The 26,133-nt window shown below is 60.8% G+C and carries 23 protein-coding genes and 3 tRNA genes; 12 read left to right on the forward strand and 14 right to left on the reverse strand.

Features of this window, described 5'->3' with window-relative positions; all coding sequences use genetic code 11:
* Window positions 1-17: 17 nt before the first annotated feature.
* Complete coding sequence (locus AC3B5Q_RS05895) at window positions 18-728, reverse strand: rRNA pseudouridine synthase (RefSeq protein WP_021783315.1); 711 nt, start codon at window positions 726-728, stop codon at window positions 18-20.
* Window positions 729-847: 119 nt separating this feature from the next.
* Window positions 848-1,303, reverse strand: a complete 456-nt coding sequence (locus AC3B5Q_RS05900; protein ID WP_021783316.1) for a GNAT family N-acetyltransferase — start codon at window positions 1,301-1,303, stop codon at window positions 848-850.
* 294 nt (window positions 1,304-1,597) lie between these two features.
* Between AC3B5Q_RS05900 and AC3B5Q_RS05905 the strand changes: the two genes are divergently transcribed.
* From AC3B5Q_RS05905 to AC3B5Q_RS05920, 4 genes are all read left to right on the forward strand, one after another.
* Entirely contained in the window at window positions 1,598-2,149 is a 552-nt protein-coding gene (locus tag AC3B5Q_RS05905; RefSeq protein ID WP_323601623.1) for a hypothetical protein, read from the forward strand.
* A gap of 190 nt (window positions 2,150-2,339) precedes the next feature.
* A complete protein-coding gene (locus AC3B5Q_RS05910) occupies window positions 2,340-3,185 on the forward strand; it encodes a DUF6502 family protein (RefSeq protein ID WP_021783318.1) in 846 nt (281 codons plus the stop codon).
* A complete protein-coding gene (locus tag AC3B5Q_RS05915) occupies window positions 3,182-4,909 on the forward strand; it encodes a DUF5666 domain-containing protein (protein ID WP_488392900.1) in 1,728 nt (575 codons plus the stop codon). Before AC3B5Q_RS05910 ends, AC3B5Q_RS05915 begins: the two co-directional genes overlap by 4 nt.
* Before the next feature lie 54 nt (window positions 4,910-4,963).
* A complete protein-coding gene (locus AC3B5Q_RS05920; RefSeq protein ID WP_031322341.1) occupies window positions 4,964-5,713 on the forward strand; it encodes a hypothetical protein in 750 nt (249 codons plus the stop codon).
* 72 nt (window positions 5,714-5,785) lie between these two features.
* Here AC3B5Q_RS05920 and rimO read toward each other — a convergent pair whose 3' ends face one another.
* From rimO to AC3B5Q_RS05935, 3 genes are all read right to left on the reverse strand, one after another.
* Window positions 5,786-7,117 carry a 30S ribosomal protein S12 methylthiotransferase RimO gene (gene rimO / locus AC3B5Q_RS05925; protein ID WP_101196307.1) on the reverse strand — a complete coding sequence of 444 codons (1,332 nt, stop codon included), beginning with the start codon at window positions 7,115-7,117 and terminating at the stop codon, window positions 5,786-5,788.
* A 323-nt stretch (window positions 7,118-7,440) separates the two neighbouring features.
* The gene (gene relB, locus AC3B5Q_RS05930) at window positions 7,441-7,728 is read right to left on the reverse strand and encodes a type II toxin-antitoxin system RelB family anti-toxin transcriptional regulator (protein WP_103462107.1); all 288 of its coding nucleotides are present in this window, start codon (window positions 7,726-7,728) and stop codon (window positions 7,441-7,443) included.
* Window positions 7,728-8,042, reverse strand: a complete 315-nt coding sequence (locus tag AC3B5Q_RS05935) for a type II toxin-antitoxin system RelE/ParE family toxin (RefSeq protein ID WP_103462108.1) — start codon at window positions 8,040-8,042, stop codon at window positions 7,728-7,730. Before AC3B5Q_RS05935 ends, relB begins: the two co-directional genes overlap by 1 nt.
* A 451-nt stretch (window positions 8,043-8,493) precedes the next feature.
* Between AC3B5Q_RS05935 and AC3B5Q_RS05940 the strand changes: the two genes are divergently transcribed.
* Window positions 8,494-10,404, forward strand: a complete 1,911-nt coding sequence (locus tag AC3B5Q_RS05940) for a potassium transporter Kup (protein ID WP_021783322.1) — start codon at window positions 8,494-8,496, stop codon at window positions 10,402-10,404.
* Between the two features lie 48 nt (window positions 10,405-10,452).
* On the opposite strand, the gene AC3B5Q_RS05945 is transcribed toward AC3B5Q_RS05940, so the two are convergent.
* From AC3B5Q_RS05945 to AC3B5Q_RS05965, 5 genes are all read right to left on the reverse strand, one after another.
* On the reverse strand, window positions 10,453-11,745 hold the full coding sequence (locus AC3B5Q_RS05945) for a virulence factor family protein (RefSeq protein ID WP_084850355.1): 1,293 nt from the start codon (window positions 11,743-11,745) through the stop codon (window positions 10,453-10,455).
* Complete coding sequence (gene mprF, locus AC3B5Q_RS05950; protein ID WP_103444798.1) at window positions 11,745-14,387, reverse strand: bifunctional lysylphosphatidylglycerol flippase/synthetase MprF; 2,643 nt, start codon at window positions 14,385-14,387, stop codon at window positions 11,745-11,747. Before mprF ends, AC3B5Q_RS05945 begins: the two co-directional genes overlap by 1 nt.
* 260 nt (window positions 14,388-14,647) lie before the next feature.
* A tRNA-Met gene (locus tag AC3B5Q_RS05955) sits at window positions 14,648-14,724 on the reverse strand.
* A 134-nt stretch (window positions 14,725-14,858) separates the two neighbouring features.
* A tRNA-Met gene (locus tag AC3B5Q_RS05960) sits at window positions 14,859-14,935 on the reverse strand.
* Window positions 14,936-15,068: 133 nt separating this feature from the next.
* Window positions 15,069-15,145: transfer RNA gene (locus AC3B5Q_RS05965), tRNA-Met, on the reverse strand.
* Window positions 15,146-15,366: 221 nt separating this feature from the next.
* Here AC3B5Q_RS05965 and dinB point away from each other — a divergent pair.
* Entirely contained in the window at window positions 15,367-16,428 is a 1,062-nt protein-coding gene (gene dinB, locus AC3B5Q_RS05970; RefSeq protein ID WP_162149595.1) for a DNA polymerase IV, read from the forward strand.
* 27 nt (window positions 16,429-16,455) lie between these two features.
* Here the strand turns inward: dinB and AC3B5Q_RS05975 are convergent, their stop codons facing one another.
* From AC3B5Q_RS05975 to AC3B5Q_RS05985, 3 genes are all read right to left on the reverse strand, one after another.
* Window positions 16,456-17,409, reverse strand: coding sequence for a YceB family lipoprotein (locus AC3B5Q_RS05975; RefSeq protein ID WP_021783326.1), 954 nt, complete (start codon window positions 17,407-17,409; stop codon window positions 16,456-16,458).
* 20 nt (window positions 17,410-17,429) lie between these two features.
* Window positions 17,430-19,145 (reverse strand): proline--tRNA ligase, encoded by a 1,716-nt coding sequence (locus AC3B5Q_RS05980; protein ID WP_021783327.1) that lies wholly within the window; start codon window positions 19,143-19,145, stop codon window positions 17,430-17,432.
* A gap of 160 nt (window positions 19,146-19,305) precedes the next feature.
* Window positions 19,306-20,586 carry an OprD family porin gene (locus AC3B5Q_RS05985; protein WP_021783328.1) on the reverse strand — a complete coding sequence of 427 codons (1,281 nt, stop codon included), beginning with the start codon at window positions 20,584-20,586 and terminating at the stop codon, window positions 19,306-19,308.
* A 690-nt stretch (window positions 20,587-21,276) separates the two neighbouring features.
* Between AC3B5Q_RS05985 and AC3B5Q_RS05990 the strand changes: the two genes are divergently transcribed.
* Both AC3B5Q_RS05990 and AC3B5Q_RS05995 read left to right on the forward strand, forming a co-directional pair.
* The gene (locus tag AC3B5Q_RS05990) at window positions 21,277-21,696 is read left to right on the forward strand and encodes an HIT family protein (protein WP_021783329.1); all 420 of its coding nucleotides are present in this window, start codon (window positions 21,277-21,279) and stop codon (window positions 21,694-21,696) included.
* A 1-nt stretch (window position 21,697) separates the two neighbouring features.
* A complete protein-coding gene (locus tag AC3B5Q_RS05995; protein ID WP_012051473.1) occupies window positions 21,698-21,904 on the forward strand; it encodes a SlyX family protein in 207 nt (68 codons plus the stop codon).
* 110 nt (window positions 21,905-22,014) lie between these two features.
* Here the strand turns inward: AC3B5Q_RS05995 and AC3B5Q_RS06000 are convergent, their stop codons facing one another.
* Complete coding sequence (locus AC3B5Q_RS06000) at window positions 22,015-22,608, reverse strand: cold-shock protein (protein WP_021783330.1); 594 nt, start codon at window positions 22,606-22,608, stop codon at window positions 22,015-22,017.
* A gap of 281 nt (window positions 22,609-22,889) precedes the next feature.
* Between AC3B5Q_RS06000 and AC3B5Q_RS06005 the strand changes: the two genes are divergently transcribed.
* The 4 genes from AC3B5Q_RS06005 to aspS all read left to right on the forward strand — a co-directional run bounded on the left by AC3B5Q_RS06005 (window position 22,890) and on the right by aspS (window position 26,087).
* A complete protein-coding gene (locus tag AC3B5Q_RS06005; RefSeq protein WP_010952363.1) occupies window positions 22,890-23,363 on the forward strand; it encodes a Dps family protein in 474 nt (157 codons plus the stop codon).
* A 211-nt stretch (window positions 23,364-23,574) separates the two neighbouring features.
* Window positions 23,575-23,904 carry a ribbon-helix-helix domain-containing protein gene (locus AC3B5Q_RS06010; RefSeq protein WP_021783331.1) on the forward strand — a complete coding sequence of 110 codons (330 nt, stop codon included), beginning with the start codon at window positions 23,575-23,577 and terminating at the stop codon, window positions 23,902-23,904.
* 92 nt (window positions 23,905-23,996) lie between these two features.
* Complete coding sequence (locus tag AC3B5Q_RS06015; RefSeq protein WP_003254776.1) at window positions 23,997-24,218, forward strand: FmdB family zinc ribbon protein; 222 nt, start codon at window positions 23,997-23,999, stop codon at window positions 24,216-24,218.
* A gap of 93 nt (window positions 24,219-24,311) precedes the next feature.
* Window positions 24,312-26,087, forward strand: coding sequence for an aspartate--tRNA ligase (gene aspS / locus AC3B5Q_RS06020; protein WP_028698159.1), 1,776 nt, complete (start codon window positions 24,312-24,314; stop codon window positions 26,085-26,087).
* The last annotated feature ends 46 nt before the right edge of the window (window positions 26,088-26,133 follow it).

Here is a 26,133-nt window from a genome sequence, read left to right on the forward strand (position 1 = left end):
CCGGCGCGGCGTATTGCTTAAAAACGTTCGGAGGTAGCCAGGTAGCGCCATTGGCCCAAGGGCAACTTGCCCATCGACACACCCCCCAGGCGAATGCGTCGCATGCTTAAAAGCTCCAGACGCAGGTAGGCGCATAGCTCGGAAATCTGCCCTGGTTGTGGGTTTTTCAACACCATGCGCAAGTGTGTCTCGTTCTGCCAGCTGGCCTTGGCCTTAGGTAATTCGCGGTCATTGCGCATGGCCCCGCGCGCCAGGCGTTCCAGCGCCTGGGGGGTGGTCTCGCCGCGCACTTCAATGATGAACTCCTGCTCCAGGCGACGCAGGTCGGCTTCGATCTTGCGGGATACCCGCCAGTCTTGGGTAAACACCTGCAGGCCGCTGGCGCCACGCTCCAGCGGTGCCACACAGGCCTGCCGGGCAAAATGCCCGTGCAGGGCGCGCACGCCTTCGCGGTGGGCTTCGCTGAGGCTGCCCATGTTCATGCTGGCGCGGGCGTCTTCACTGTCCATGCCGGCTGGCTGGTTCAGCAGCAGGGTCACCGGCTCCAGGGTTTCGGCACGGGCGCCCGGCAGCAGCTCGACGCGCTGCTGCTCAACCTTGAACTGCGGCTGCTCAACCACCACGCCATCGACCGTTACCCAGCCTCCTTCAATGTACTGCTCGGCCTCGCGGCGGGAGCAGCCGAGCTGCTCGATGAGGCGTTTGGACAGGCGGACGGGTTCGGACATGGGGCAATTCGCAAGGCAGGGAAAGGCCTCCATTGTACCTGCCTGCAAGCGGTAGATGATGGGAATCTGTGTCAGATGCGCCATTTTGGACACATAGCGCGGCACATTCAGGCGCCGCCTCAAGGCACTGTGCGCATTAGCCTCATGTGCAGCAGAGGGTAGGGCTGGCCCAGGCCGTCGGTTTCCGAACGGCCGATGACCTCGAAACCTTCATGCAGGTAGAAGCCCAGCGCTCTCGGGTTCTGTTCGTTGACGTCAAGGTACTCGGCATTCAGTTCGCTGATTGCATAGCGCAGCAGGCGCTTGCCTACCCCTTGGCCGCGGTAGCCAGGTGCGACGAACAGCATGTCTATCCGCCCGTTGGCGACACCGGCGAAACCACAGATGCGCTGGCGGTCCTTGCAGCAGATCAGCATCACTGCGTCGAGATACCGGCGCAGCACATGCTCGCGCAGTAGCAGGATATAGCCCTCTGGCAGAAAGTCGTGGGTGGCACGTACCGAATCCTCCCACACTTGTACCAGCTCGCTGTAGTCGCTCAAGCGCGGGGTTTGCAGCGTCAGTAGCGCAGGCATGCCGGCGTTCCTCTGGGGCGATAGGGAAAACATAGCAGGCCAACCACCGGTCGGCTTGTTCGCTTGGCGCTTGAGACCTGGGGAGTGACGGTCTATTAATTAAGTGTGGGAAAAAATCCCACGTAAATATAAGTTCAATCTGAAACTGGATTCCTGACTGATTTGGCGTTCTCGTGGCGAAGACCTGGAGACGGACTATGCAAATCCACCTGCTGTTCAAGAAGGCGTTACTCGCGGCAGCTGTAGCTGGCGTGTTATCGATGTCCATTGCCTTGATCCCTGACTCGATTTCTCATGGCACCAGTGCTTACGCTAAAGATGGCGGCGGCGGCGGCGGCGGCGGCGGTGGCGGTCATGGGGGAGGCGGTGGTGGCCATGGTGGCGGTGGAAGTGGCGGCGGCGGTGGTCACGGTGGCGGCGGAAGTGGCGGCGGCGGTGGTCACGGTGGCGGCGGAAGTGGTGGAGGCGGTGGTCACGGTGGCGGCGGAAGTGGTGGAGGCGGTGGTCACGGTGGTGGTGGAAGTGGTGGCGGCGGTGGTCACGGTGGCGGCGGAAGTGGAAGTGGTGGCCACGGCAGCGGCGGTGACGGTGGTGGCCATGCCGGCAACAGTGGCAGTGGCCACGACGGCAATTCAAACGCTGGGCGCAGCAGCAACCATGCTGAAGCAGGTGACGATCATGGTAATCATGTCGGCGGTGAGCCTGGGGATGATCACGGTAATCATGTTGGTGGTGAACCTGGTGATGATCACGGCAACCATGTGGGTGGCGAACCGGGTGATGACCACGGTGTTCATGCCGGTGGCGAGGCCGGGGATGACAACAGCAGAAGCTGATTGGTACTGATCCGAAGTGGTCCATACAAAACCCAGCGGACGGGTTTTGTATGAGCAGGTTCTGGGCTGCCTGCCTTTGTCACGTCATTTCCAATGAGCGCTGACAGCTTTTTCCTCGCCCAAGCCGGGACATGATTGCGGTTTGCGTGGGATTTATTCCCTCGCCTTATACTGGGTGCCTCTGTCAAGGAATGCCCTCAATGCAATCGCCTGTTTTACCCCCGTCGATGCTGAGTGCGCTGCGGCGTGTCATGCGCCCGCTGGTGCGCCTGATGCTGCGCAAAGGGGTCACCTACACGATGTTCACCGACCTGCTCAAGGAGGTGTTCGTCGATGTAGCCCATCGCGAGTTTCGCCTGAACGACACTGCGCCAACCGACAGCCGTATCAGCCTGCTTACAGGCGTACATCGTAAAGATGTCCGGCGGCTGCGTAATGAGGGCGACACTGCACGTGCGACCCTGCCGGATAACATCACGCTAGGTGCACAGCTGGTCAATGTGTGGACCAACACCCCACCATTCTGCTCGGCGCCCGGCCAGGCGAGGGCACTTGCACGGCTAGCCAGTGTGGGTGGCGATTGCTCATTCGATGCCCTGGTCGCCAGGGTCAGCACCGATATCCGCGGTCGGGTGGTGCTGGACGAATGGCTGCGCCTGGGCGTCGTGCGGCTCGATGAGCAGGATTGCGTGCACCTGGAAGCCCATGCATTCGTGCCACAGAAGGGTTTTGATGAAAAGGCTGCGTACTTCGGCCACAACCTGCATGACCATGCCTGTGCTGCGGTGCATAACCTCAGCGGCGAAGGCCAGCCGTTTTTTGAGCGTAGCGTGCACTACGATGCCTTGAGCCCGGCCAGCGTCGAGCATCTGCGTGACGTGGTAGCCAAGGATGGCATGCAGACACTACTTGCCTTCAGCCGACTTGCAGCTGAGTTGGAGAGTGTTGATGAGCCCGGTATCGAACAACGTCAGCGCATCACTGTCGGGCTTTATTTCTACACTGAAGCTACCGATTCCGATCCGTCGAAGACACCCGGGCCATGACACTTTTTGTGCGCTACCTCAGTGCTTTCACGTTTGCCCTGGTTTTCGGGTGGAACCTGATGGTCCCGGGCGAGGTGGCTGCAGCGCCGGTATGTGTCAGCCGTGACGAAGTGGGTATGGCCGGTGCTGCGAGTCTGCAGTTTCCCGGCGGCATGGGCGGCACCGGTGTGCGCAATGAAAATGGCGGCGTCGGTGGCACCGGTGCCCCAGTCCAGCAACGCCCTGGGGGTACAGGCGGCACAGGTGCAGTGGCGGATGGTGTGGACGGTACCGGTACGCCGATCCTGCGCCCGGGTGGTACTGGGGGTACAGGCATCGTCGGTACCATCACCGGCTTCGCCTCGATCTGCGTCAATGGCATGGAAGTGCACTATGGCAAGGACGTACCGGTGAGTGAAAACGGCGCACCTACCAGCAGTGGTCAGCTGGCGATCGGGCAGGTGGTGGCGGTGGAGGCATTCGCCACCCAGCGCGGCCTGCAAGCGGGGCGCATTTCGATCCTCAACGTCTTCGAAGGGCCGTTGACGGCGCTGCCCAATGCCTCGGCCCCCCTGCGGGTCATGGGGCAACCTGTGCGGTTGGCCGCTGGCGCGCGGGTGGCTGAAGGGCTGCGCCCTGGTGAGCCCGTGAGGGTCAGCGGCCTGCGCGATGCCCGGGGAGAAGTAGTGGCCACCCGCATCGAACGGGCACCGGGGTTGAGGGAGGCCAGCGCCATCGGCGCGGTTGATCGCACTGGCAGCCTTCAAGGGTTGAAGTTGGGTACCCGTGTGGCGCCTGCTCGTGAATTGCTGGTGCGCGGCCAGTGGACCGGGCGCCAGCTTGAAGTGGCGCAAACCCGTCCAGACCCGAGCCTGCCTTTTGCTGGCCGTGTCCAGCAGGCGGTGGTTGAAGGGCTGGTGCAGCGCACACAAGCTCGGCAGTTGGTGGTCGCAGGTATCAATGTGACGTTGGGGCAGGGCACCGTAATTGTCGGCAGGCAGCCAACGGCGTTGGCGCTCGATCAACGTGTGCGGGTGAGCGGGGTGCTCAATGGTACTCATGAGCTGCGGGCAACCCGCGTGGAACTCCAGGACGACCGTGTAGACAATCCCGGCAGAAGCCAGTCGGGGCACGGTAGTGAGCATGACAAAAGCAGCTCCGGCGGTTCCAGCAGCGGTCATGGCGCAAGCGATGCGACCAACGATCGCGATGAAAGTAGTGATGATCACAGTGGGCGCAGCGCCGTCGACGGCTCCGGTAGCCATGGCAGCGTTGACAAGTCGGGAGCGTCGGCACACCGCGACACCTTGGAGCAGTCGGCCCGCAGCAACAGCGGAAGCTCCGATCGGGTTGAAAAGGTTGAAGTCGAAAAAAACGGGAAGGTTGAAAAAGTAGAGAAGGTCGAAAAGCCCGACAAAGTCGAGAAAGTCGAGAAAGTCGAGAAAGTCGAGAAAGTCGAGAAAGTCGAGAAGGTCGAAAAAGTCGAGAAGGTCGAAAAAGTCGAAAAAGTCGAGAAAGTCGAGAAAGTCGAGAAAGTCGAGAAGGTCGAAAAAGTCGAGAAGGTCGAGAAGGTCGAAAAAGTCGAGAAGGTCGAGAAAGTCGAAAAAGTCGAAAAAGTCGAGAAGGTCGAGAAAGTCGAAAAAGTCGAAAAACCTGAACGGGTCGAAAAGGTCGAAAAGGTGGAGTTACCAGAGAGAGTTGAGAAGGTGGAAAAAGTCGAGCATCCAGAGCGATCCGGGCGTTAGCCAACTAGGCTGTGAAAATCCGACCATGCTTCCCGAAAGCGTACTGAGGTGCAAATGAGACCCTCGCTCGCTCTTTTCGCCTGTTTGCTCTCATGCACCTGTGTGTCGGTGCAGGCTGATACCTTCAGTGCCGCCATTGGCATGGACTATTCAAGTGGCGACTATGGCACCGGCACCACGTCGGAAATCTGGTATTTGCCAGTGGTCGGCAAGTATGAGAGCGGCCCCATGACTTACAAGGTTACCGTGCCCTGGTTGCGTATCACCAACCCCGAAGTCGGCCCCAATGGTGACCCCTTGCCCGGTGGTTGCCGAGACGTGGAGAGCGGGTTGGGTGACACGGTTGCCAGCGTCGCCTATGCATTGCTAGATGGTAGTGACGGCGGCCTGATGCTGGACCTGATCGGCAAGGTCAAATTCCCCACCGCCGACGAAGACCAGTGCCTGGGCACCGGACAGTACGACTACACCACCCAGGTCGACATCACCAAGGGCTTTGGCCCGGTCACCGGCTTCGCGACACTGGGTTGGAAGAAATTCGGCGACCCGCCCGATAGCGATTTCGACGACCCGGTATTTGCCAGCCTCGGTTTTGCCCTGCCGGTGGCGGTCGGTACTTCGGCCGGCGCCTCCTACGATTGGCGGCAGAAAGTGGTCTCGACCGGGGCGCAGATCAAGGAGCTTACCCTGTTCCTCACCCACAAGCTCAACCCGCAGTGGAAAGTCCAACTCTACGCAGTCAAAGGCTTCTCGGATGCCAGCCCGGATGCCGAGGGCGGCCTGATGCTGTTCCACACGTTCTGACAAAAAAGCCCCTGCACCGGTCATTCCCTAATGGAGAGCGCCGGGGCAGGGGCTTTGCAGGCTTCAGCCGTTTTAGATGGGTTCAGCCCACATGTCGTATTCGTCGGCATCCACTACACGGCAACGCACTTTGTCGCCTGGTTTGAAACCATGGTCGCCATCGATGAACACGCTGCCATCGATTTCCGGTGCATCGAAGAAGCTGCGGCCAACCGAGCCTTGTTCTTCAACTTCGTCGATCAGCACGTCGATTTCCTTGCCGATACGCAATTGCAGGCGGGCAGCACTGATGGCCTGCTGGTGGGCCATGAAGCGGTCCCAGCGCGACTGCTTGACGTCGTCCGGTACTTCTTCCAGGCCCAGGTCGTTGGCCGGGGCGCCTTCTACCGGCGAGTACTGGAAGCAGCCCACGCGGTCGAGCTGGGCTTCGGTCAGCCAGTCCAGCAGGTACTGGAAGTCTTCCTCGCTCTCGCCCGGGAAGCCGACGATGAAGGTGGAGCGGATCACCAGCTCAGGGCATTGCTCGCGCCAGTTCTTGATGCGTGCCAGGGTGCGGTCTTCGAAGGCAGGGCGCTTCATCGACTTGAGCACTTTCGGGCTGGCGTGCTGGAACGGGATGTCCAGGTACGGCAGGATCTTGCCGGCAGCCATCAGCGGGATCACGTCGTCAACGTTCGGGTAAGGGTACACATAGTGCAGGCGTACCCAGGCGCCCAGGCTGCTCAGCGCTTCGCACAGCTCGAGCATGCGGGTCTTGACCGGGCGGCCGTTCCAGAAGTCGGTCTTGTACTTGACGTCGACGCCGTAGGCGCTGGTGTCCTGGGAAATCACCAGGATCTCTTTGACCCCGGCCTTGACCAGGCGCTCGGCCTCACTCAGCACTTCACCCACCGGGCGGCTGACCAGCTTGCCGCGCATCGACGGGATGATGCAGAAGCTGCAGCTGTGGTTGCAGCCTTCGGAGATTTTCAGGTAGGCATAGTGGCGCGGGGTCAGCTTGACGCCCTGTGGCGGCACCAGGTCGATCAGCGGGTTGTGGTCCTGACGCGGTGGCACCACTTCGTGAACGGCGTTGACCACCTGCTCGTACTGCTGTGGGCCGGTGACCGACAGCACGCTTGGGTGCACGTCACGGATGTTGCCTTCCTCGACGCCCATGCAGCCGGTGACGATGACCTTGCCGTTTTCCTTGATTGCTTCGCCGATCACTTCCAGCGATTCGGCCTTGGCGCTGTCGATGAAGCCGCAGGTGTTGACCACCACCACGTCGGCGTCCTCGTAGGTGGGCACGACTTCATAGCCTTCCATGCGCAGCTGGGTCAGGATGCGTTCAGAGTCGACCAAGGCTTTTGGGCAACCCAGGCTTACGAAACCTACCTTGGGGGTGGCGGGCGTGGTGGACATGACTAACCTCGGTATTGAATGCAGGTCGCCCGGCCGGAATCGGGGGCGAACTTGACGGGCGCTTTTGGCGCCTCTGATCAAAAAGTGCGCAATTCTAGCGAGCGCAAGGGCGCTTGACCAGCAGAAATACGACGAACGCTGCGCTATGCTTCGCGCCGTTGCGCCGGGGTGCCTTCAAGGGCCTGGCGGCAAAGTGATTACCAGGGGCCGTAAGGGCCGTTTGCGGGAGTGGTCGATGGTTCAGGCAATTGGTCACGCTGAGGTAAGGTGAGTTTCCTGTCGAGCTGTGTGCTTAAAAAGCGCTACTGTGGGCTTTTGTATACTTAGCTCAATGCCGCAAGTACGTGCTCAGGATCGTTATGAATCGCTCGAAGCAAGGCACGAGCTGGTCCTTCAGGCTCGCGACGGCCCTGTTCCCAATTCCGTAAAGTCCCTACTGCGACATCAATACGTTTGGCAAACGCAGCCTGTGAGAGGCCGGTGGCTTGACGAATCTTTTTGACTTGAACTGCGTCTACGTGGAATTCACGCGAGGGCTGACGCTCACCGCGATCGATCTCATCCATCTGAGTCATGCTTTCCACAAGACGATCGAAGAGATTCTTATCCATTATTTCCACCCTTTGTTTAGTGCGCGAAGCTGCGCTTTCTGACTGCTCGTCAAGGTATCCACGATTCCCTTGCGATAGATCAGAATCATACGGATCTGGTGGGCTGCAGTGACATGGTAGTAGATCACTCGTACACCCCTACTCTTGCCCTTGCCCTTGGCTGCCCAGCGGATTTTTCTGAGGCCGCCGGTTTCCTCTAGGAGAGAACCTGCTTCGGGATGCTCGGCCAGATAGGCCTGCAAAGCCCGGTATTCTTCATCATCCAGATGCTCCTTGAGATCGGAGGTGAATACTGGGGTCTCGATGAAGATCATGCAGTCCCTTGTGTGCGTCAATGGCGTAGCTGGATGATAGGGGGTTCGTCTACGTTGTACAAGGTGGCGCCTGTGTCAGCGTGTGATTTTCTTGATTAGGGGATGAGCGGTATAGGAGAGGTAGGATCAACGTTCAAGTATAGATTGAGAGTCATCAGGGCAACCCAAGCCTTCCAAACCGAAACCTGCCTTGGGGGTGGCGGGCGTGGTGGACATGACTAACCTCGGTATTGAATACAGGTCGCCCGGCCGGAATCGGGGACGAACTTGACGGGCGCTTTTGGCGCCTCTGATCAAAAAGTGCGCAATTCTAGCGAGCGCAAGGGCGCTTGACCAGCAGAAATACGACGAACGCTGCGCTATGCTTCGCGCCGTTGCGCCGGGGTGCCTTCAAGGGCCTGGCGGCAAAGTGATTACCAAGGGCCGTAAAGGCCGTTTGCGGGAGTGGTCGATGGTTCAGGCAAGCAGTCACGCTGAGGGCGGGCACGAGGGGAAGCAGGGGGCGTCGCGGTCGGTGGGCCTGCTCGTGGCGGCGGTCGGTGTGGTTTATGGCGATATCGGCACAAGTCCGTTGTACACCCTCAAGGAGGTCTTTACCGGCGGCTATGGGGTGTCGGTCAACCATGATGGCGTGCTGGGGATCCTGTCGCTGATCCTGTGGTCGCTGCTGTGGGTGGTGTCGTTCAAGTACGTGATGTTCATCTTGCGTGCTGATAACCAGGGTGAGGGCGGCACCATGGCGCTGACTGCACTGGCGCGGCGGGCCACGGCGGCCTACCCGCGGCTGCGCACGCTTATGGTGATCTGTGGCTTGATCGGCGCTTCGCTGTTCTATGGTGACAGTATGATCACCCCGGCGGTATCGGTGCTGTCGGCGGTGGAGGGCGTAGGCCTGGCCTTCGACGGTATCGACCACTGGGTAGTGCCAATTTCGCTGGTGGTGCTGGTGGCACTGTTCCTGGTGCAGCAGCACGGCACCGAGAAGATCGGCAAGCTGTTTGGTCCTATCATGGTGACTTGGTTCGTGGCGCTGGGCGCGCTGGGTGTGCATGGCATCTCGCAGAGCCCGGAAGTGCTCAAGGCGTTCAACCCGGGCTGGGCAGTCAACTTCTTCGTGGTGCACCCAGGCATCGGCGTGGCCATTCTTGGTGCGGTGGTGCTGGCGCTGACCGGTGCTGAGGCGCTGTACGCCGACATGGGGCACTTTGGCCGCAAGCCGATTGCCCGGGCCTGGTTCATCCTGGTGCTACCGGCGCTGCTGCTCAACTATTTTGGCCAGGGTGCACTGCTGCTGCAAAACCCGGAGGCGGCGCGCAACCCGTTCTACCTGCTGGCGCCGGACTGGGCGCTGCTGCCCTTGGTCGGGCTGGCCACCATGGCCACGGTTATCGCCTCGCAGGCGGTGATTTCCGGGGCCTTCTCCCTGACCCGTCAGGCCATCCAGCTGGGCTACATCCCACGTATGCACATTCAGCACACCTCAAGCGACGAGCAGGGGCAGATCTACATTGGTGCGGTGAACTGGACGCTGATGGCGGGCGTGGTCCTGTTGGTCATCGGCTTCGGGTCGTCGGGCGCTCTGGCGGCTGCCTATGGGGTTGCGGTCACCGGTACCATGCTGATGACCACCATTCTGGTATCCGCGGTGATGCTGCTGCTGTGGAAGTGGCCGCCGCTGCTCGCAGTGCCGATTCTGGTCGGCTTCCTGTTAGTCGACGGGCTGTTCTTCGCCGCCAACGTGCCGAAAATCGCCCAGGGCGGTGCCTTCCCGGTGTTGGCCGGCGGTGTGCTGTTCCTGCTGATGAGCACCTGGAAGCGCGGCAAGCAGATTCTGGTCGAGCGCATCGATGAAGGTGCGCTGCCGTTGCCATTGTTCATCAGCAGCATCCGCATTCAGCCACCGCACCGGGTCGAGGGTACGGCAGTGTTTCTAACTGCGCGCTCCGATGCCGTGCCGCATGCGCTGTTGCACAACATGCTGCACAACCAGGTGCTGCACAGCCAGGTGGTGTTGCTGACTGTGGTCAGCGAAGACCGGCCCCGGGTGCCGGAACATGAGCGTTTCGAGGTGGAAGCCTATGGCGACGGATTCTTCCGTGTGTTGCTGCACTTTGGGTTCATGGATGAGCCGGACGTGCCTGCCGCGTTGAAGCTGTGCCATCTGGATGGCCTGGACTTCACGCCGATGCGCACCACCTACTTCCTTAGTCGCGAGACGGTGATCGCGTCACGGCTGGAGGGGATGTCGCGCTGGCGGGGCAACCTGTTCGCGTTCTTGCTGAAGAATGCCAACGGCAACCTGCGCTTCTTCAACCTGCCGTTGAACCGGGTGATCGAGCTGGGGACGCAGGTCGAGATCTGAATTGGGTTATACGGTACTGTCAGGGCCGCAGAGCGGCCCTGATGCCTGTCAATTCTGCTCAGCTACGCGGGACTTGCCTTGGCGTGTCTCGATCTCGCCAATCAACCGCTTGGCGAGTGCCGGGTAGTTCTCGTCGAAGTGGTGCCCGCCAGGCAGTTTGAGGTGCTCACCTACTGCCGTGTTTTCCGTGCAACCGCTTTCGTCGGTTTCCTCTACGCCATACACGCAGACGACCTTGGGTGCTGGCAGCTTGGCCATTTCCGGCCCGGTTGGCGCTTCCTGGCCTTCCTTGCCCAGCCAACCCTCGACCTCGATCTCGAAACTGCCACTGCGCGCAAAGGCCAACAGCATCACCGCGTCGATACGCTGTTGGTCCTCGACCGGCAGGCGGTTGTAGATCGCCGGCAGCACATCGGCGCCGAACGAATAGCCGGTCAATACGAAGCGCTTGGTACCCCACTTCTGCCGGTAGTGATGCATCAGCTCGGAAAGGTCGGCGGCGCTTTGTTCCGGGGTCTTGTGCTGCCAGTAGTAGCGTAGCGTGTCGATGCCTACCACCGGGTAACCCAGCTTGGCCATTTCCCCGGCCACGTCGCGGTCCAGGTCGCGCCAGCCGCCATCACCAGAAAGGAACAAGGTGACCGTGTCTGTCGTTTGCCCGGCCGGCACCTCGACCACCGGCATGGCCAGTGCGTTACCGTCATGGCCGACCAGGGCTTGGGTGAGTTGCGCCTTGAGCACTTGTGGCAAGTGGATGTCGTAGTCGCTGATGCTGGTTTCGGCGTTGGCCTGGTCGCGCACGAACGCGGCGCTGGCGTCATCCGGGTTGTCGTTCCAGGCGACGTTCCAGTGGCCATGGGCAGCCGATTTGGGCAGCGGTGCCTGGCAGCCAGGCTGTTCGAGGGTGAAGCCCACGGAAATGGCCCGCGCCTTGTCATTGTCCTGGCTGGCCAGCCAACGCCAGGCCTGAGCGGCACCGGGGCCGATACCTGCGACCAGGGTCGGTTTTCCTGGCAGTTGCGCCAGCGCCTGGTCCATGGCCTGTTGCTGCTTGCTGCAGTCATTAGGCGGCAGAATTACCTGCACCAGCTGGGCTTCACCGGCCTGGCTCAGGTCGAGCAGTTGCTTGCCCGTCAGTGCCTGGTCTTGTGGCACACCGATGGCCACCCGGACCTTGGGGTGCACACCAGGGGTAACAAGGGTGATGCTGGTGTCATTGATGCTCATTTGTTCCAGGCGTGCCTCGGGGGCCGGGCGCGTCCACAGCCAGAAGGCCAGCGCGCCACCCAAGGCGGCCAGCAGCAGGGGAACCAGCAGGTACAGCCAAAAGCGTCGGGTCATCAGCGTTTCACCAATCCAGTCAGGCCGCCTGCAATCAGGGCGGCGGTGTCGGCCAGTGCCACCAGCGGGTCGAGCCCGGCTGGCACGGCCATGTAGCGGGGTTCCCAGTCCGGCTGGAACTTGTCCTTGAAGCGTCGAAGCCCCTGGAAGTTGTAAAGCTGTTCACCACGGCGGAACACCAGTGAACCCAAGCGCTGGGTCAAGGGGGCGCCACGCCTTGGTTGCAGACCGGACAGCGGTACCATGCCCAGGCTGAAACGCCCGTAGTCATGGCTTTTGTAGTGCAGGATCAAGCCGATCATCATGAATTCCATGGTCAGCTTTGGCGCTTCGGGGTGCGCACGCATCAGGTCGAGGCTGGCCAGCTCGTTTCCATGGGTTTCCAGCAAGTTGGCGAAGGCTACCGGGCGGCCCTGGAAGCGAATCAGGGCTATGCGGAAGTGTTGCAGGTAGTCCGGGCTGAAGCGCCCCAGCGAAAAGCCTTTCTCGCGCACGCTCTTGCCGCCGAGCCAGGCATCGGAAATTTCCTTCAGCTCAGCCAGCGGAGCGTGGCCGGGCTCATGGATCTCAAGGCTCAGGCCATCGCGTCCGCCGCGGTTCCAGGTGTAGCGCAGGTCCTTCATCTCCTTGCCTTTGGCTTCAAGGTCGAAGCGGCGCAAGTCGACCCGGGCTTCTTCGCCCAGCTTCAATGCGGTCAGGCCGATGTCCATATAGAACGGCAGGTTCTCCGCACGCACCTGGTAGAACACTGGCCGTGCGTTATGCAGGTCGCACAGGTCGCGGAACTGCCAGATCATCTCGGCGCGTTCCTGGGCCGGGCCTATTGGGTCGTACAGCGCCACCAGGCTGCGGCCGCGCCGGGCGTACATGAGGAACGCATTATCACGCGGGTGGAACAGCAACGCCTTGTCGCCAGTCAGCGCCAAGCCACCGTCGGGCTGGTCGGAGGCCTGCAGGATACGGTTGGCGCGTTGCAGCTCTTCTTCATCGGGCAGGTGGATCACCGGCGGCGCCGTGCGCAGCAGCCACGTCAGTGCCACGGCAGCCAGTAGCAAGGCGCTGCCCATGGCGGCGCGCAGACCCCGTGGAGCGTCGGCATCCAGGGTGAACTGCCACCATAGCTGATGGCTGTAAGGCACATCCTGGTAGGCGAACAGCAGCAACCACACCGATGCGCCTACCGCACAGGCGCTGGCCACCAGGAACACCGGCGAGAAGGGTAGCTCCAGCAGGCGGCTGGGGCGATAGAACGAGCGGCGGAATAGAGCGAGCAGGGCAGCGGTGAAGGTCAGCAGGCAAGCCTCTTCCCAGTCAAAACCCTTCAACAGCGACAGCAGGGCGCCGACCAGCAACAGTACGGTGGTCAGTAGCCAGGCGGCGGACAGGCGCCGACGCAGGCCTTGGGCCAGTAGCAGGCATAGCACACCGATCAGGCTGGCGCCGAAATGAGAGGCATCGATCAGCCGGTGTGGCACCAGGAAGCCCATGTGCTCCAGACGCGTGTCTATCTCCGGCGTGGCGCCGGAAAACAGCAGCACCATGCCGGACAGGAACACCAGAATCGACAGGACCGGTGCGGCCAGACCCGAAGCGGCCTTGATGGCCTGTTGTGCAAACAGCAGGCGTCGGGCTTCATTGGCCAGCAGCAACACGCAGGCCAGCAGCAGTGGCAGTACCACATAGATCAGCCGGTACAGCAGCAAGGCAGCGGCCAGCGGTGCGGCACCGAGTTGGTCGGCAAAGGCCGCCAGCAGGATCGCTTCGAATACCCCGACGCCGCCCGGTACGTGGCTGAGCACGCCTGCAGCCAAGGCCAGCAGGTACACCAGCACAAAGGCGCCGAAAGGAGGGGCTTCTGGCAGCAACAGGTAGAGCACGGTGGCTGCCGCCGCCACATCCAGCGCGGTAATCAGCAGTTGCAGGACCGCCAGGCGCGCATTGGGCAGGCGAAGTGTGCGCCGGCCCAGTTGAACGAGCAGGTTATCGGCCAGTGGTTGCTCGGCCAGGCGTCGGCGGTACAAGCCAATGACCAGCAAGGCAGACAGCACCAGCACGGCGCTGGCGACAGCGGCCAGCAGGCCGGGCGCCAACCCGAGTGCTGTCGAGGCCGCCGGCAGGTTGCTCAATGTCGCCAGAGCGGCTAGTGGCGGCAGCGCGCAGCCCAGTGACAGGCTGGCAAACACGGTCATGCGTGCGACCTCGCCAGCACCAAGGCCCAGGCGTGCGTACAGGCGATAGCGAACCGAGCCGCCAGAGAGCATCGACAGGCCGATGGCGTTGCCGATGGCAAAGGCGCTGAAACCGCCCAATATCAGGCTGCGTGCTGGCAGTTTCACGCCCGCATAGCGGCTGGCCGACCACTCGTAGCCCAGCAGGATCACAAAGCCGATCACCGTTGCCAGCAAGGCGCCCAGCAATGACTGGGTCGGCACGCTGAGCATCGCATCGTGCAAGGCATAGATGTCCAGCTCGTTCAGCAGGTGGCGGCAGGCAATCAAGGCCATCGTGAACAGTAGCAGGGTCACCATCAGGCCTATGGGCTGGCGGTAGCGACTTAGGCGTTCGAGCAAGGGCAGGCGCTGCACAGCACCGGGTAGCGCCGTAGCGAGTGGCACCGGAGGTTCGGGATTGTGCGAAGTCATGAGATGCCCCGGGCATGCTGCGCGAGGTGAAGGAGAGGTGCGGCCAAGTGAAAGTCCCTTAGGAAAACGTATCCAATGTTACTCCGGCCGCAGGCGTTTGCAGCTGCCTGGCACGGTTAAAGATAGTTCATCCTGGATACGGCATCTCAAGCCTGCGAGTTGGCATGAGGGTAGGGAAAATCGAGGCGACAAGAATCAGGAAGGTATAAAGCAACAAACCCCGCGCTGCTTTACACAGGCGGGGTTTGTTCTGACGAATATGGTTGCGGGAGCCGGATTTGAACCGACGACCTTCGGGTTATGAGCCCGACGAGCTACCAGGCTGCTCCATCCCGCGTCAGTGGGGCGGATTCTACAGTGTGCAGTTTGTATGTCAAGCGCTAGGCTTTGATTTATCGATGTTTTTTCGAAAACGCTTATCAGCAGGCAAAGAAAAAGGCCACTGTGTTAACAGTGGCCTTTTCTTGAATCTGGTTGCGGGAGCCGGATTTGAACCGACGACCTTCGGGTTATGAGCCCGACGAGCTACCAGGCTGCTCCATCCCGCGTCAGTGGGGCGAATTCTACAGCGTACAGTTTATATGTCAAGCGCTAGGCATTGATTTTTCGAGCTTTTTCGAAAAGGCTTTTTTGCGGGCAAAGAAAAAGGCCACTGCGTTAACAGTGGCCTTTTCTCGAATCTGGTTGCGGGAGCCGGATTTGAACCGACGACCTTCGGGTTATGAGCCCGACGAGCTACCAGGCTGCTCCATCCCGCGCCTGTGAGATCGAATTCTACGGATTTGCGCCCCGATGTCAAGCAATTGTTTTGGAAAAACCTTTTTTGTTCAAACCCTTAGCGCTTGATAACAGTATGCAGCTCAGGCACGGCGGGGCTTTCAGGCCGATTATCGTGTGGCCAGGCAGGTGAGCTGTTTCAGAGCAGGGCGCATGCGATACTATCTGTATGAATTTACAGTGCTGACGGTCGTCCATGTCCTTGCGCAAGATCATTCACGTCGACTGCGATTGTTTCTACGCTGCGATCGAGATGCGTGACGACCCGCGCCTGGCCGGTCGGCCCATGGCGGTGGGGGGCTCGCCCGACCATCGCGGGGTCATCGCCACCTGCAACTATGAAGCACGCGCCTATGGCGTGCGCTCGGCCATGTCGTCGCGGCATGCGCTGAAGCTCTGCCCCGATCTGTTGATCGTCAAGCCGCGCTTCGAGGCCTACCGCGAGGCTTCGCGGGAAATCCACACGATCTTTCGCGACTACACGGAGCTTATCGAGCCTTTGTCGCTGGACGAAGCCTATCTGGATGTCAGCGACAGCCAGTGGTATTCGGGCAGCGCCACGCGCATTGCCGAGGATATACGCCGGCGTGTTGCCCGCACCCTGCATATCACCGTGTCGGCTGGCGTGGCGCCTAACAAGTTTCTGGCCAAGATCGCCAGTGACTGGCGCAAACCCAACGGGCTGTTTGTGATTACCCCAAATGAAGTGGAAACGTTCGTTGCAGCCTTGCCGGTGGCCAGGTTGCATGGGGTGGGTAAGGTGACGGCCGACAAACTGACGCGGCTGGGCATCGAAACCTGCCTGCATTTGCGTGAGTGGTCACGGCTGGCATTGGTGCGCGAGTTCGGCAGTTTTGGCGAGCGGTTGTGGGGGCTGGCGCGGGGGATCGATGAGCGTGCGGTGCACAACGACAGCCGACGCCAGTCGGTGAGTGTTGAAAACACCTACGATACCGACCTGCCAGACCTGACCAGTTGCCTGGCGCGGCTGCCCGAATTGCTGGACAGCCTGAACGAACGCATCGCCCGTATGGACAGCAGTTACCGGCCAGACAAACCGTTCGTCAAGGTCAAGTTCCATGACTTCAGCCAGACCACCATGGAGCAGGCGGGCGCGGGCCGGGACCTGGAGAGTTATCGGCAATTGCTGGGGCAGGCATTCGCCCGTGGTGGCAAGCCGGTACGCTTGCTAGGGGTAGGGGTGCGGTTGCGTGACTTGCGGGGGGCGCATGAACAGCTGGAGCTGTTCCCGCCTAATAAATGAAAGGGGCTGCAATGCAGCCCCATTCTGTTAATGCACGCCCGGATCGGCCACCAACCGGCCAGTGGCCTTGGTCAGCGACTGCAAGAACTCCTGCTGCAGCTCCGGATCGTTGCGGGTCAGCTCGATCAGGCTCTGTTCCATTTCACTGGCTTCCTCTTCAAGGCCCAGCTCGGACAAGCGCTTGACCCGGTGCACCCACTGGCCGACATCATCATCTTCGAGGTCATCGAAGATCAGCTCATGGGCTTCAAGCAGCTTATTGCGCAGGGTAGCGCTGACCAGCAGGCTGGCATCGCCTCTTACCGCATTGTCCTCATCATGTACCTGCAGGTGCAAGGTGCCGACGTGGTTGAGGTTCTGCTCGGAAAACGGGCTGTCGAGCAGGTTCAGACGCAGCACGCCATTGCGGTCGGTGGTCAGCTCGTGGGTCATCTTGCCGGCCTTGACCTCGACCAGGCGCTCGCTCCAGGGCAGGCTGGTGGATTCCTCGCGCTTGCCTTTCTGCACTTCGCTGATCCCGGCCAGGTTTTGCTGGGCGCGGCCGTTGGAGGGCACGTTCATGAACGGGTTGAGCCCATCCACGCCATAACTGAGCCAGTCATGCGTGATGCTTTGCGGCAGGTTGCCCAGGGCGAAGACGTTGACCACATTGGCGCCGACACCCGCCACCACGGCCACTGCACCCAGCGGGATCTCGTAGATCTCACGCCAGGGTTGGTACGGCGTGTAGCGGTCATAGCGACGGGTCACTTCGAACTCGGTGACTTCGAAGCGCTTTTGCTCATGCACGCGCACACGTCGCTGCGGAAGCTCCATCACCTTCGGCTCACCGACATCGATCTGCAGGGTGTGCTCGAGCAGTTTGCGCTCGACGCGCTCCTCATGGTCGCTGCGCTGGGACATCTGGTTGGCGCAGCCGCTGAGGAGCAGGGTGCCGCATAGTGCGGCACCCCCCAGGGTAAAGGTACTTCGCTTGAACATGATCACTCGTGCATTGATTATCAGCGGCGAACGCGGGCCTGCAGGAAGGTCAGCACTTCATTGAGCGGCAACGTCTGGGCGTCTTGCTCGGTGCGGTGCTTGTACTCCAGGTTGCCTTCGGCCAGGCCGCGATCGCTGACGACGATGCGGTGTGGGATGCCGATCAGCTCCATGTCGGCAAACTTGATGCCTGGGCTGGTTTTCTTGTCGCGGTCGTCCAGCAGCACTTCATAGCCGGCGGCGGTCAGTTCTGCATACAGCTTGTCGGTTGCGTCGCGGACCACGTCGGTTTCGTAGCGCAGCGGTACGAGGGCAATCTGGAACGGAGCCAGGGCGTCATTCCAGATGATGCCTTTGTCGTCATAGCTCTGCTCGATGGCAGCAGCAACCACGCGGGATACGCCAATGCCGTAGCAACCCATCGACAGTACGACCGGCTTGCCGTTCTCGCCCAGCACCTGGCACTTCAGCGCCTCGCTGTACTTGGTGCCCAGCTGGAAGATGTGGCCCACTTCGATGCCGCGCTTGATAACCAGGGTGCCCTGGCCGTCAGGGCTTGGGTCGCCTTCGACCACGTTACGCAGGTCGGCGACTTGTGGAACCGGCAGATCGCGCTCCCAGTTGACGCCGAAGTAGTGCTTGTCGTCGATGTTGGCGCCAATGCCGAAGTCGCTCATCAGGGCAACCGAGCGGTCGATGATGATTTCCAGTGGCAGGTTGAGCGGGCCGAGCGAGCCGGCACCGGCGCCAATGGCTTCGCGCAGTTCGGCTTCGGTGGCCATGACCAGCGGGTCGGCAACCTGTTCCAGCTTGGTGGCCTTGATTTCGTTCAGTTCGTGGTCGCCACGGACGATCAGGGCAATCAGCTTGCCCTCTTCGGCGCCGCGCACGATCAGGGTCTTGACGGTCTTTTCGATCGGCAGGCCGTGGTTCTCCACCAACTGGGCGATGGTCTTGGCGTTCGGGGTGTCGACCAGGCGCAGCTCCTCGGTAGGCGCTGGACGCACGGTTTCACGCGGTATGGCTTCGGCTTTCTCGATGTTGGCGGCATAGTCGGAGCTGTCGCTGAAGATCACGTCATCTTCGCCGGACTCGGCCAGTACGTGGAACTCGTGCGAGTAGCTGCCACCGATCGAGCCGGTGTCGGCCTGCACAGGGCGGAAGTCCAGGCCCAGGCGGGTGAACACATTGGTGTACGCCTGGTGCATGCGATCGTAGGTTTCCTGCAGGGAAGCCTGGTCGGCATGGAACGAGTAGGCGTCCTTCATGATGAACTCGCGGCCACGCATCAGGCCGAAGCGCGGGCGGATCTCGTCACGGAACTTGGTCTGGATCTGGTACATGTTGAGCGGCAGCTGTTTATAGCTGGACAGCTCGTTACGGGCCAGGTCGGTGATCACTTCTTCGTGGGTAGGGCCGACGCAGAAGTCGCGCTGGTGGCGGTCTTTCACGCGCAGCAGTTCAGGGCCGTATTGCTCCCAGCGACCGGATTCCTGCCACAGTTCGGCGGGCTGGATGCTCGGCATCAGCACTTCCAGGGCGCCGGCGGCGTTCATTTCCTCGCGCACCACGGCTTCGACCTTGCGCATTACCCGCAAGCCCATCGGCAGCCAGGTGTACAGGCCGGAGGCCAGTTTGCGGATCATGCCGGCACGCAGCATGAGCTGATGGCTGATGACCACTGCGTCGGCAGGGGTTTCTTTCTGGGTGGCGAGCAAATATTGACTGGTGCGCATGGTTAGCCGTGTCGATTGCCTAAGACGTTGAAATAGCCCCGCATTGTACGGGGGGGAAACGAAGGCGTACAGGATGCCCCAGGGCGTGACACTTGTCAGCCAAGAAAAAGCCCGGCGTGATTGCCGGGCTTTTTCAGGTGCGGGGCACTGCAAGCCAGGCTTACAGGATGCTCAGCGGGTACTCCACGATCAGACGCAGTTCGTCGATCGACGAGGAGCCGTAGTACACACCGTCGCTGGAGCGGTAGGTGGCCTGACGAACGCGGAAGCTCAGGTCCTTGGCTGGGCCGCTTTGCATCACGTACTTGACGTCGATGTCGCGTTCCCATTCCTTGCCGCTGTCGGTGGTGCGGGTGGTGGCACCGGTACCGCGAACATAACGGGTCATGAAGGTCAGGCCAGGTACACCGAACTCGGCGAAGTTCAGGTCGTAGCGTGCTTGCCAGGATTTTTCGTCTTCGGCGTTGAAGTCGGAACGGGCAACGGAGTTGGCCAGGAAGACGGTACCGCCACCGTCCACGCCGTACGCGTAATCACCGTCGCCGCTGACTTTCTGGTAGGCCAGGGTGAAGGTGTGGGCGCCAATGTTGTAGGCGCCCGACAGGCTGGCTGCGATGTTGTCCAGCTCATTGGTGCCGTCGGACTTGCTTACCCATGCGCCGGTCAGGTTGTTGCCAATCGACTTGGTGTCATAGATGTTGAAGTCGAACACCAGGCCTTGCTTGTCGCTGATCGGCAGCGCCCAGTTGATGTTGCCGTACCACTTGCGGAAGTGATCTTCGATACGCGAGTAGTAGACGCTGGTGCTGAGGCTGTCGGTAATGGCATAGGTGCCACCAAAGACGTTGGCTTCAGTCAGGTTCAGGCTGTCGTGATAGGTCTGAGCCTGGGCGTTGAGCGCGGTGAAGTGACCGGCATGCAGGGTCAGGCCATCGATTTCGTTGCTGGTGATCAGGCCACCTTCAGCCACTTCCGGCAGCAGGCGGCTGTCGTCGGTAGCCAGTACTGGCAGGGCGGTGAACTGGTCGCCGAACTTGAGCACGGTGTTGGAAATGCGCATTTTCACTGCGCCGCCGCCTTCGGAGTACTCGTCTTGCGAACGGCCGTCGGAACCTGTCGGGAACAGGCCGGTGCCGGCGCGGCCTTTACCGCTGTCCAGCTTGAGGCCCAGCATGCCGATGGCGTCGACACCGAAGCCTACGGTGCCTTGGGTGAAGCCCGATTCGAAGGTGCCGAGGAAGCCAAGGCCGGTTTCTTCAACGCGGCTCTTGCCGCTATCGTTGTTACGGAAGTCACGGCTGAAATACAGCATGCGGGTCTTGACGTTCAGCTTGCTGTCTTCGATGAAACCTTTGGACTCGTCCTGTGCCGAGGCCATTGCCAACTGCGAGGTCCCTGCCGCAACGGCCAGGGCGATCATGCTCCACTTCATCACGCGCATCGTGATTTGCTCCTTTGGTTTTTAGGAAGAGTACCGCTGCGTCCAAGTCTTTTAGTTATATGGGGCAGCTCTTTCTTGTTATGTCGGCGAAAATGTATAGCACGCAGACTGTTGTTGGCGATATGGCTATAAGCACTCTTTGCGGAACTTTTTCGCCGTGTCGCTTTTAAGTATTTCCATGTCGCAAATCACGCCCCGTTTCAGGGGCCGTATAACCTCAGCGCTGTTCCTGGCACCGTAACGAATCTGTAACTGCCGATTCCGGTTGAGGAAACTCCCTGGTAACCCATGTCGCTGTTGTTATTTGTCGCGTTCACCTGCCACTGCAGATGTCGTGCCGACTTGGCGGGAAGGGAATGCAACAAGCGTGCTCAAAATTCGCAACACTTCATGAAATTTTCACAAAACCTGCTACCGAGGGTCGGAAAGTACCGTAAATGCGGGGCGAAGGCGGCTTGGGTGTTTTTTGGGATCGAGAATCATTAAAATTTAAAAACCTGCCATTAGAGTCAAGGTGTTACCGCAACTTGTTAATCCGGGGGCATTTGTGGGGTGGCAGGTGTGGGGAAGGCGGTCAGGCGGCCTCATTTTGGTGCGAAAAGTAGCGCTGTGTTACCGGGAATGTGCAAGGTATCCTTGCTGGCCTGTTTCCGCCTGACGCGGGATGGTATTGCCTGAAGGAGATATGCCGTGTTCGTCCTCGATTCGCGATTGCAGCAGGATTCGCTGGTGCTGGGGGAGTTTCCGCTGTGCCAGTTGCTGCTGAGCAAGGATGCCAATTACCCATGGTTCATCCTGGTGCCCAAGCGCGCGGGTATCAGTGAGCTGTTCGAGCTGGATGCGGCAGAGCAACAGCAGTTGTGGCAGGAAACCACCCTGTTGGCAGAAGCGCTGAAGGCCAGCTACGCAGCTGACAAGATGAACGTGGCTACCTTGGGTAACGTGGTCAGCCAGTTGCACATGCATGTGATCGTGCGCCAGCGCGACGACGCCGCGTGGCCGGCTCCGGTATGGGGCAAGTGTGCGCCTGTGGGTTACACCGATGATCAACTGCAGGCTGTTCGTCAGCGTCTGCGCGGGCTGCAGCTTGCTGGTTACCAAGAGGCCTGACATGACATTGGAAATGCGTATGGTCGAGCTGGAAACCCGTCAGGCGTTTCAGGATGACGCTATCCAGGCGCTGAATGACGTGGTGGTGGAGCAAGCGCGGGTGATCGAGCGGCTGCAATTGCAGATGGCCGAGCTGATCAAGCGTCATGAAGAGATGGTTGGCCAGTATGGCAGTGAAGGGGAAGAGGCGCCGCCTCCCCATTATTGATTTCTGCCAGGCTGCCATCGCCGGCAAACCAGCCCCCACAGGTATGATGCTGCTCTCAGGTGCAGCGCTGACCTTGCGGAGCCTGGCTTGCCGTTGATGGCGTCAGTCGGTCAGCGGCGGGTTACCGCAACTACGTCTTCGGCCTGCAGGCCCTTGTCGCGGTGCATCACCGAAAACTCCACGCGCTGGCCTTCGACCAGGATGCGGTGGCCCTCACCGCGGATGGCTCGAAAGTGCACGAAGATGTCATCACCCGAGTCGCGGGAGATGAAACCAAAGCCTTTCGATGTGTTGAACCATTTGACGGTGCCAGTATCACGGTTGCCGGCATCTTGTGCCGCGTGCTGGCTGCTGCGTGCCTTGCGTGGGCCGCGTGCAAAGCCCACGGCCAGATGCAGGGCCACGGCCAGTGCCGCGCAGACCAGGGCTGCCAGGTTGCCCATTTCCGGGCGGGCCAGTAGCGTCAGGGTCTGCAGCACGACGGCGACCACCAACAGGGCGCAGGCCAGATGCTGCAGTTGTTGTCGCGCGCCGCGATGATACAGTGGCACCACCGGCGCCAGCACCAGGTTGAGCAGGCCGAGCAGGGCCAGGTAGACCGCGTCAGGTTGTTGCAGGAAGGGTGTCGCATCGGTTTTCAGGCTGGGTATGAGCGATAGCAGCAAAGCTGCCACGCCCGTCACCAGATGGACGATCTTGAACATGGGGTTGGCTCACTGTTGATAAGGCCGATCACAGGAAGAGCTGGCAGCACGGTGCGCATGAGATATGGAGCGCGAACACGTGGCAGGCCAGCCTATGCACCCGGCAATGACAGTCCGCACGGGTGGCACAGTGCCTATTTAACAGTAAAGCCGCAGCCTACTCAAACCGCAGGCCGCCCAGTGGGCGATGTGTTGCGCCATGTCACATGCGGCATGCGGCAAGTGTTGCTACAGTGGTCGGCGCCCGCTTGAGTCTCAAGCCTTATGGAAAGGGGAGCTTCATGGCAATTGATATCGGTATCAGTGAAGAAGATCGCAAGTCCATCGTCGATGGGCTGTCCCGCCTGTTGTCGGATACCTACGTGCTGTATCTGAAAACCCATAACTTCCACTGGAACGTCACCGGTCCGTCGTTCCGCACCCTGCACCTGATGTTCGAAGAGCAGTACAACGAATTGGCGCTGGCAGTCGATTCGATCGCCGAGCGAATCCGTGCCCTGGGCTTCCCGGCACCGGGTTCGTATGCATTCTATGCACGGCACTCGTCGATCAAGGAGGAGGAAGGTGTCCCTCCGGCAGACGAGATGATCCGCCAGTTGGTCCAGGGGCAGGAGGCCGTGGTGCGCACTGCGCGCAGCATTTTCCCTGTGGTGGACAAGGTCAGTGACGAGCCGACCGCAGACCTGCTGACGCAGCGCATGCAGGTGCACGAGAAAACCGCCTGGATGCTGCGGGTGCTGCTCGACGACAAGTAACCGTTGCTCAAGGCGGAAAACTTGCGCAACCCCTGTGGGAGTGGGCGCGCCCGCGAACGCCGGCGCAGCCGGTGCCATCCAGCGCATCGCCTGCTCCCACAGGGTCCGCCTGGCAACCTGGTATTTGCAAAGGAACATTTTGCCGCTGCTTTAAGCTCGCCCGTCAGCGCTTCATAGGCCACCTGGTACCTGTGACGAGGAAGTGTGGCGCATGATGCAAGCGAGCAAACGTATGGCAGGCCAAGGCAGCTGGCCAGGAAAACAGTGCATCGATCCGTTCAAGGCGGACTTTGACATGCTGCAGACGCAGCCGGTGTCACGTTCCGTGCGGCTCAACGGCTTTTCTACCTGTTTGCGCCTGGAGGCTGTCTACTGGGGTATCCTGGAACGCATTGCCGCCGCCAACCGTTGTTCGGTCAGTGCCGTGTTGTCCTATGTGGACCGTGAAGTGCACCTGCGCCAGGGTGGAGTGCGCAACTTCAGCGGGCTGATCCGGGTCATCTGCGTGGCGTGGCTGCAGGACCCGCCGAGTGCTCGCTGATCGCCTGGCGGGCTGCGCAGTGCTTGCTAACCATATATAATCCCGCTTTTTGCTGCCCCGGCAGCCAGCGTTATGGTTGACGAGAGACACCCATGCCCCTTTATGACTATCAATGTGCGTCCTGCGAGCACCGCATGGAAGTGCTGCAGAAGATCAGCGCCGCGCCGCTGACCGATTGTCCGGCCTGTCAGGCACCGGCACTGAAAAAGCTGCTGTCGGTGCCAGGCTTTCGCCTGAGCGGTAACGGTTGGTACGAAACCGACTTCAAGACCGGGGCGAAAAAGAATCTGGCAGGCGGCGACAAGGCCGACTGAGTTGAATGCTGTGACCGGGTCTTGCAGTATTAGCCCTCCGGGCGGCCAAGGCCTCCACCGAATACACGAATCACGAGAAGCGAAACCACCATCATGATGCGCAGCCATTATTGCGGCCAACTGAACGAGAGCCTGGACGGCCAGGAAGTCACCCTTTGCGGCTGGGTCCATCGTCGCCGCGACCACGGCGGGGTGATCTTCCTCGACATCCGTGACCGCGAAGGCATGGCCCAGGTCGTGTTCGATCCGGATCGCGCCGAAACCTTCGCCGCCGCAGACCGTGTGCGCAGCGAATACGTCGTACAGATCACCGGCAAGGTCCGCAAGCGCCCTGAAGGTGCAGTGAATGCCAACATGGCCTCCGGTGCCATCGAGATCCTCGGCTACCAGCTGACTGTGCTCAACGAGGCGGAAACCCCGCCGTTCCCGCTGAACGAGTACTCTGACGTCGGCGAGGAAACCCGCCTGCGCTACCGCTTCATCGACCTGCGTCGCCCGGAAATGGCTGAAAAGCTGCGCCTGCGTTCGCGCATCACCAGCAGCATCCGTCGCTTCATGGACGACAACGGCTTCCTCGATGTCGAAACACCGATCCTCACCCGTGCCACTCCGGAAGGCGCGCGCGACTACCTGGTGCCAAGCCGTACCCATGCCGGTAGCTTCTTCGCCCTGCCGCAGTCGCCCCAGCTGTTCAAGCAGCTGCTGATGGTCGCCGGCTTCGACCGCTACTACCAGATTGCCAAGTGCTTCCGTGACGAAGACCTGCGTGCCGATCGCCAGCCGGAATTCACCCAGATCGACATCGAGACCAGTTTCCTCGATGAAAGCGAGATCATGGGCCTGACCGAAAGCATGATCCGCAAGCTGTTCAAAGAAGTGCTCGACCTGGAATTCGGCGAATTCCCGCACATGACCTTCGAAGAGGCCATGCGCCGCTACGGCTCCGACAAGCCAGACCTGCGTATTCCGCTGGAACTGGTCGACGTTGCCGACCAGTTGAAGGATGTCGACTTCAAAGTGTTCGCCGGCCCGGCCAACGATCCGAAGTGCCGCGTTACCGCCCTGCGTCTGCCAGGCGGCGCCAGCATGCCGCGCAGCAAAATCGACGAGTACACCAAGTTCGTCGGTATCTACGGTGCCAAGGGGCTGGCCTACATTAAGGTCAACGAGCGCGCCAAGGGTGTCGAAGGCCTGCAGTCGCCGATCGTCAAGAACATCCCTGAGGCCAACCTCAACAACATCCTCGATCGCGTTGGCGCCGTAGACGGCGACATCGTGTTCTTCGGTGCCGACAAGTTCAAGGTGGTCAGCGAAGCCCTGGGCGCGCTGCGTATTCGCCTGGGTCACGACTTCGAGCTGCTGACCTGCGAGTGGGCGCCGATGTGGGTTGTCGACTTCCCGATGTTCGAAGAGAACGAAGACGGCAGCTTCACTGCATTGCACCACCCGTTCACGGCGCCGAAGTGCACCCCGGAAGAGCTCGAAGCCAACCCGGCCAGCGCCCTGTCCCGTGCCTACGACATGGTCCTGAACGGTACCGAGCTGGGTGGCGGTTCGATCCGTATCCACCGTAAAGAGATGCAGCAGGCAGTATTCCGCCTGCTGGGTATCGAAGCAGAAGAACAGGAAGAGAAGTTTGGCTTCCTGCTCGACGCTCTGAAGTTCGGGGCACCGCCTCACGGTGGCCTGGCGTTCGGTCTGGACCGTCTGGTCATGCTGATGACTGGCGCCCAGTCGATCCGTGAAGTGATCGCGTTCCCGAAAACCCAGAGCGCCGCGTGCGTCATGACCCAGGCCCCAGGCATGGTCGACGCCAAGGCCCTGCGCGAGCTGCACATCCGACTGCGCGAACAGACCAAGGTCGAGTAAGCAGTCCCCGGGCGCATCCATATGGATGCGCCTTTGCGTTTCGACG

It is taken from the genome of Pseudomonas sp. D5(2026) (genome assembly GCF_057766845.1).

What these genes read in the sequence shown, in the direction of transcription:
- AC3B5Q_RS05985 (WP_021783328.1), bottom strand. Translation starts at nt 20,586, where the DNA reads ATGCGCGTGATGAAGTGGAGCATGATCGCCCTGGCCGTTGCGGCAGGG.
- AC3B5Q_RS05910 (WP_021783318.1), top strand. Translation starts at nt 2,340, where the DNA reads ATGCAATCGCCTGTTTTACCCCCGTCGATGCTGAGTGCGCTGCGGCGT.
- AC3B5Q_RS05995 (WP_012051473.1), top strand. Translation starts at nt 21,698, where the DNA reads ATGACATTGGAAATGCGTATGGTCGAGCTGGAAACCCGTCAGGCGTTT.
- AC3B5Q_RS05975 (WP_021783326.1), bottom strand. Translation starts at nt 17,409, where the DNA reads ATGTTCAAGCGAAGTACCTTTACCCTGGGGGGTGCCGCACTATGCGGC.
- AC3B5Q_RS05915 (WP_488392900.1), top strand. Translation starts at nt 3,182, where the DNA reads ATGACACTTTTTGTGCGCTACCTCAGTGCTTTCACGTTTGCCCTGGTT.
- rimO (WP_101196307.1), bottom strand. Translation starts at nt 7,117, where the DNA reads ATGTCCACCACGCCCGCCACCCCCAAGGTAGGTTTCGTAAGCCTGGGT.
- AC3B5Q_RS05980 (WP_021783327.1), bottom strand. Translation starts at nt 19,145, where the DNA reads ATGCGCACCAGTCAATATTTGCTCGCCACCCAGAAAGAAACCCCTGCC.
- AC3B5Q_RS06000 (WP_021783330.1), bottom strand. Translation starts at nt 22,608, where the DNA reads ATGTTCAAGATCGTCCATCTGGTGACGGGCGTGGCAGCTTTGCTGCTA.
- AC3B5Q_RS05900 (WP_021783316.1), bottom strand. Translation starts at nt 1,303, where the DNA reads ATGCCTGCGCTACTGACGCTGCAAACCCCGCGCTTGAGCGACTACAGC.
- relB (WP_103462107.1), bottom strand. Translation starts at nt 7,728, where the DNA reads ATGGATAAGAATCTCTTCGATCGTCTTGTGGAAAGCATGACTCAGATG.
- AC3B5Q_RS06005 (WP_010952363.1), top strand. Translation starts at nt 22,890, where the DNA reads ATGGCAATTGATATCGGTATCAGTGAAGAAGATCGCAAGTCCATCGTC.
- AC3B5Q_RS05935 (WP_103462108.1), bottom strand. Translation starts at nt 8,042, where the DNA reads ATGATCTTCATCGAGACCCCAGTATTCACCTCCGATCTCAAGGAGCAT.
- aspS (WP_028698159.1), top strand. Translation starts at nt 24,312, where the DNA reads ATGATGCGCAGCCATTATTGCGGCCAACTGAACGAGAGCCTGGACGGC.
- AC3B5Q_RS06010 (WP_021783331.1), top strand. Translation starts at nt 23,575, where the DNA reads ATGATGCAAGCGAGCAAACGTATGGCAGGCCAAGGCAGCTGGCCAGGA.
- AC3B5Q_RS05920 (WP_031322341.1), top strand. Translation starts at nt 4,964, where the DNA reads ATGAGACCCTCGCTCGCTCTTTTCGCCTGTTTGCTCTCATGCACCTGT.
- AC3B5Q_RS05945 (WP_084850355.1), bottom strand. Translation starts at nt 11,745, where the DNA reads ATGACCCGACGCTTTTGGCTGTACCTGCTGGTTCCCCTGCTGCTGGCC.
- AC3B5Q_RS05895 (WP_021783315.1), bottom strand. Translation starts at nt 728, where the DNA reads ATGTCCGAACCCGTCCGCCTGTCCAAACGCCTCATCGAGCAGCTCGGC.
- AC3B5Q_RS05905 (WP_323601623.1), top strand. Translation starts at nt 1,598, where the DNA reads ATGGCACCAGTGCTTACGCTAAAGATGGCGGCGGCGGCGGCGGCGGCG.
- mprF (WP_103444798.1), bottom strand. Translation starts at nt 14,387, where the DNA reads ATGACTTCGCACAATCCCGAACCTCCGGTGCCACTCGCTACGGCGCTA.
- AC3B5Q_RS06015 (WP_003254776.1), top strand. Translation starts at nt 23,997, where the DNA reads ATGCCCCTTTATGACTATCAATGTGCGTCCTGCGAGCACCGCATGGAA.
- AC3B5Q_RS05940 (WP_021783322.1), top strand. Translation starts at nt 8,494, where the DNA reads ATGGTTCAGGCAAGCAGTCACGCTGAGGGCGGGCACGAGGGGAAGCAG.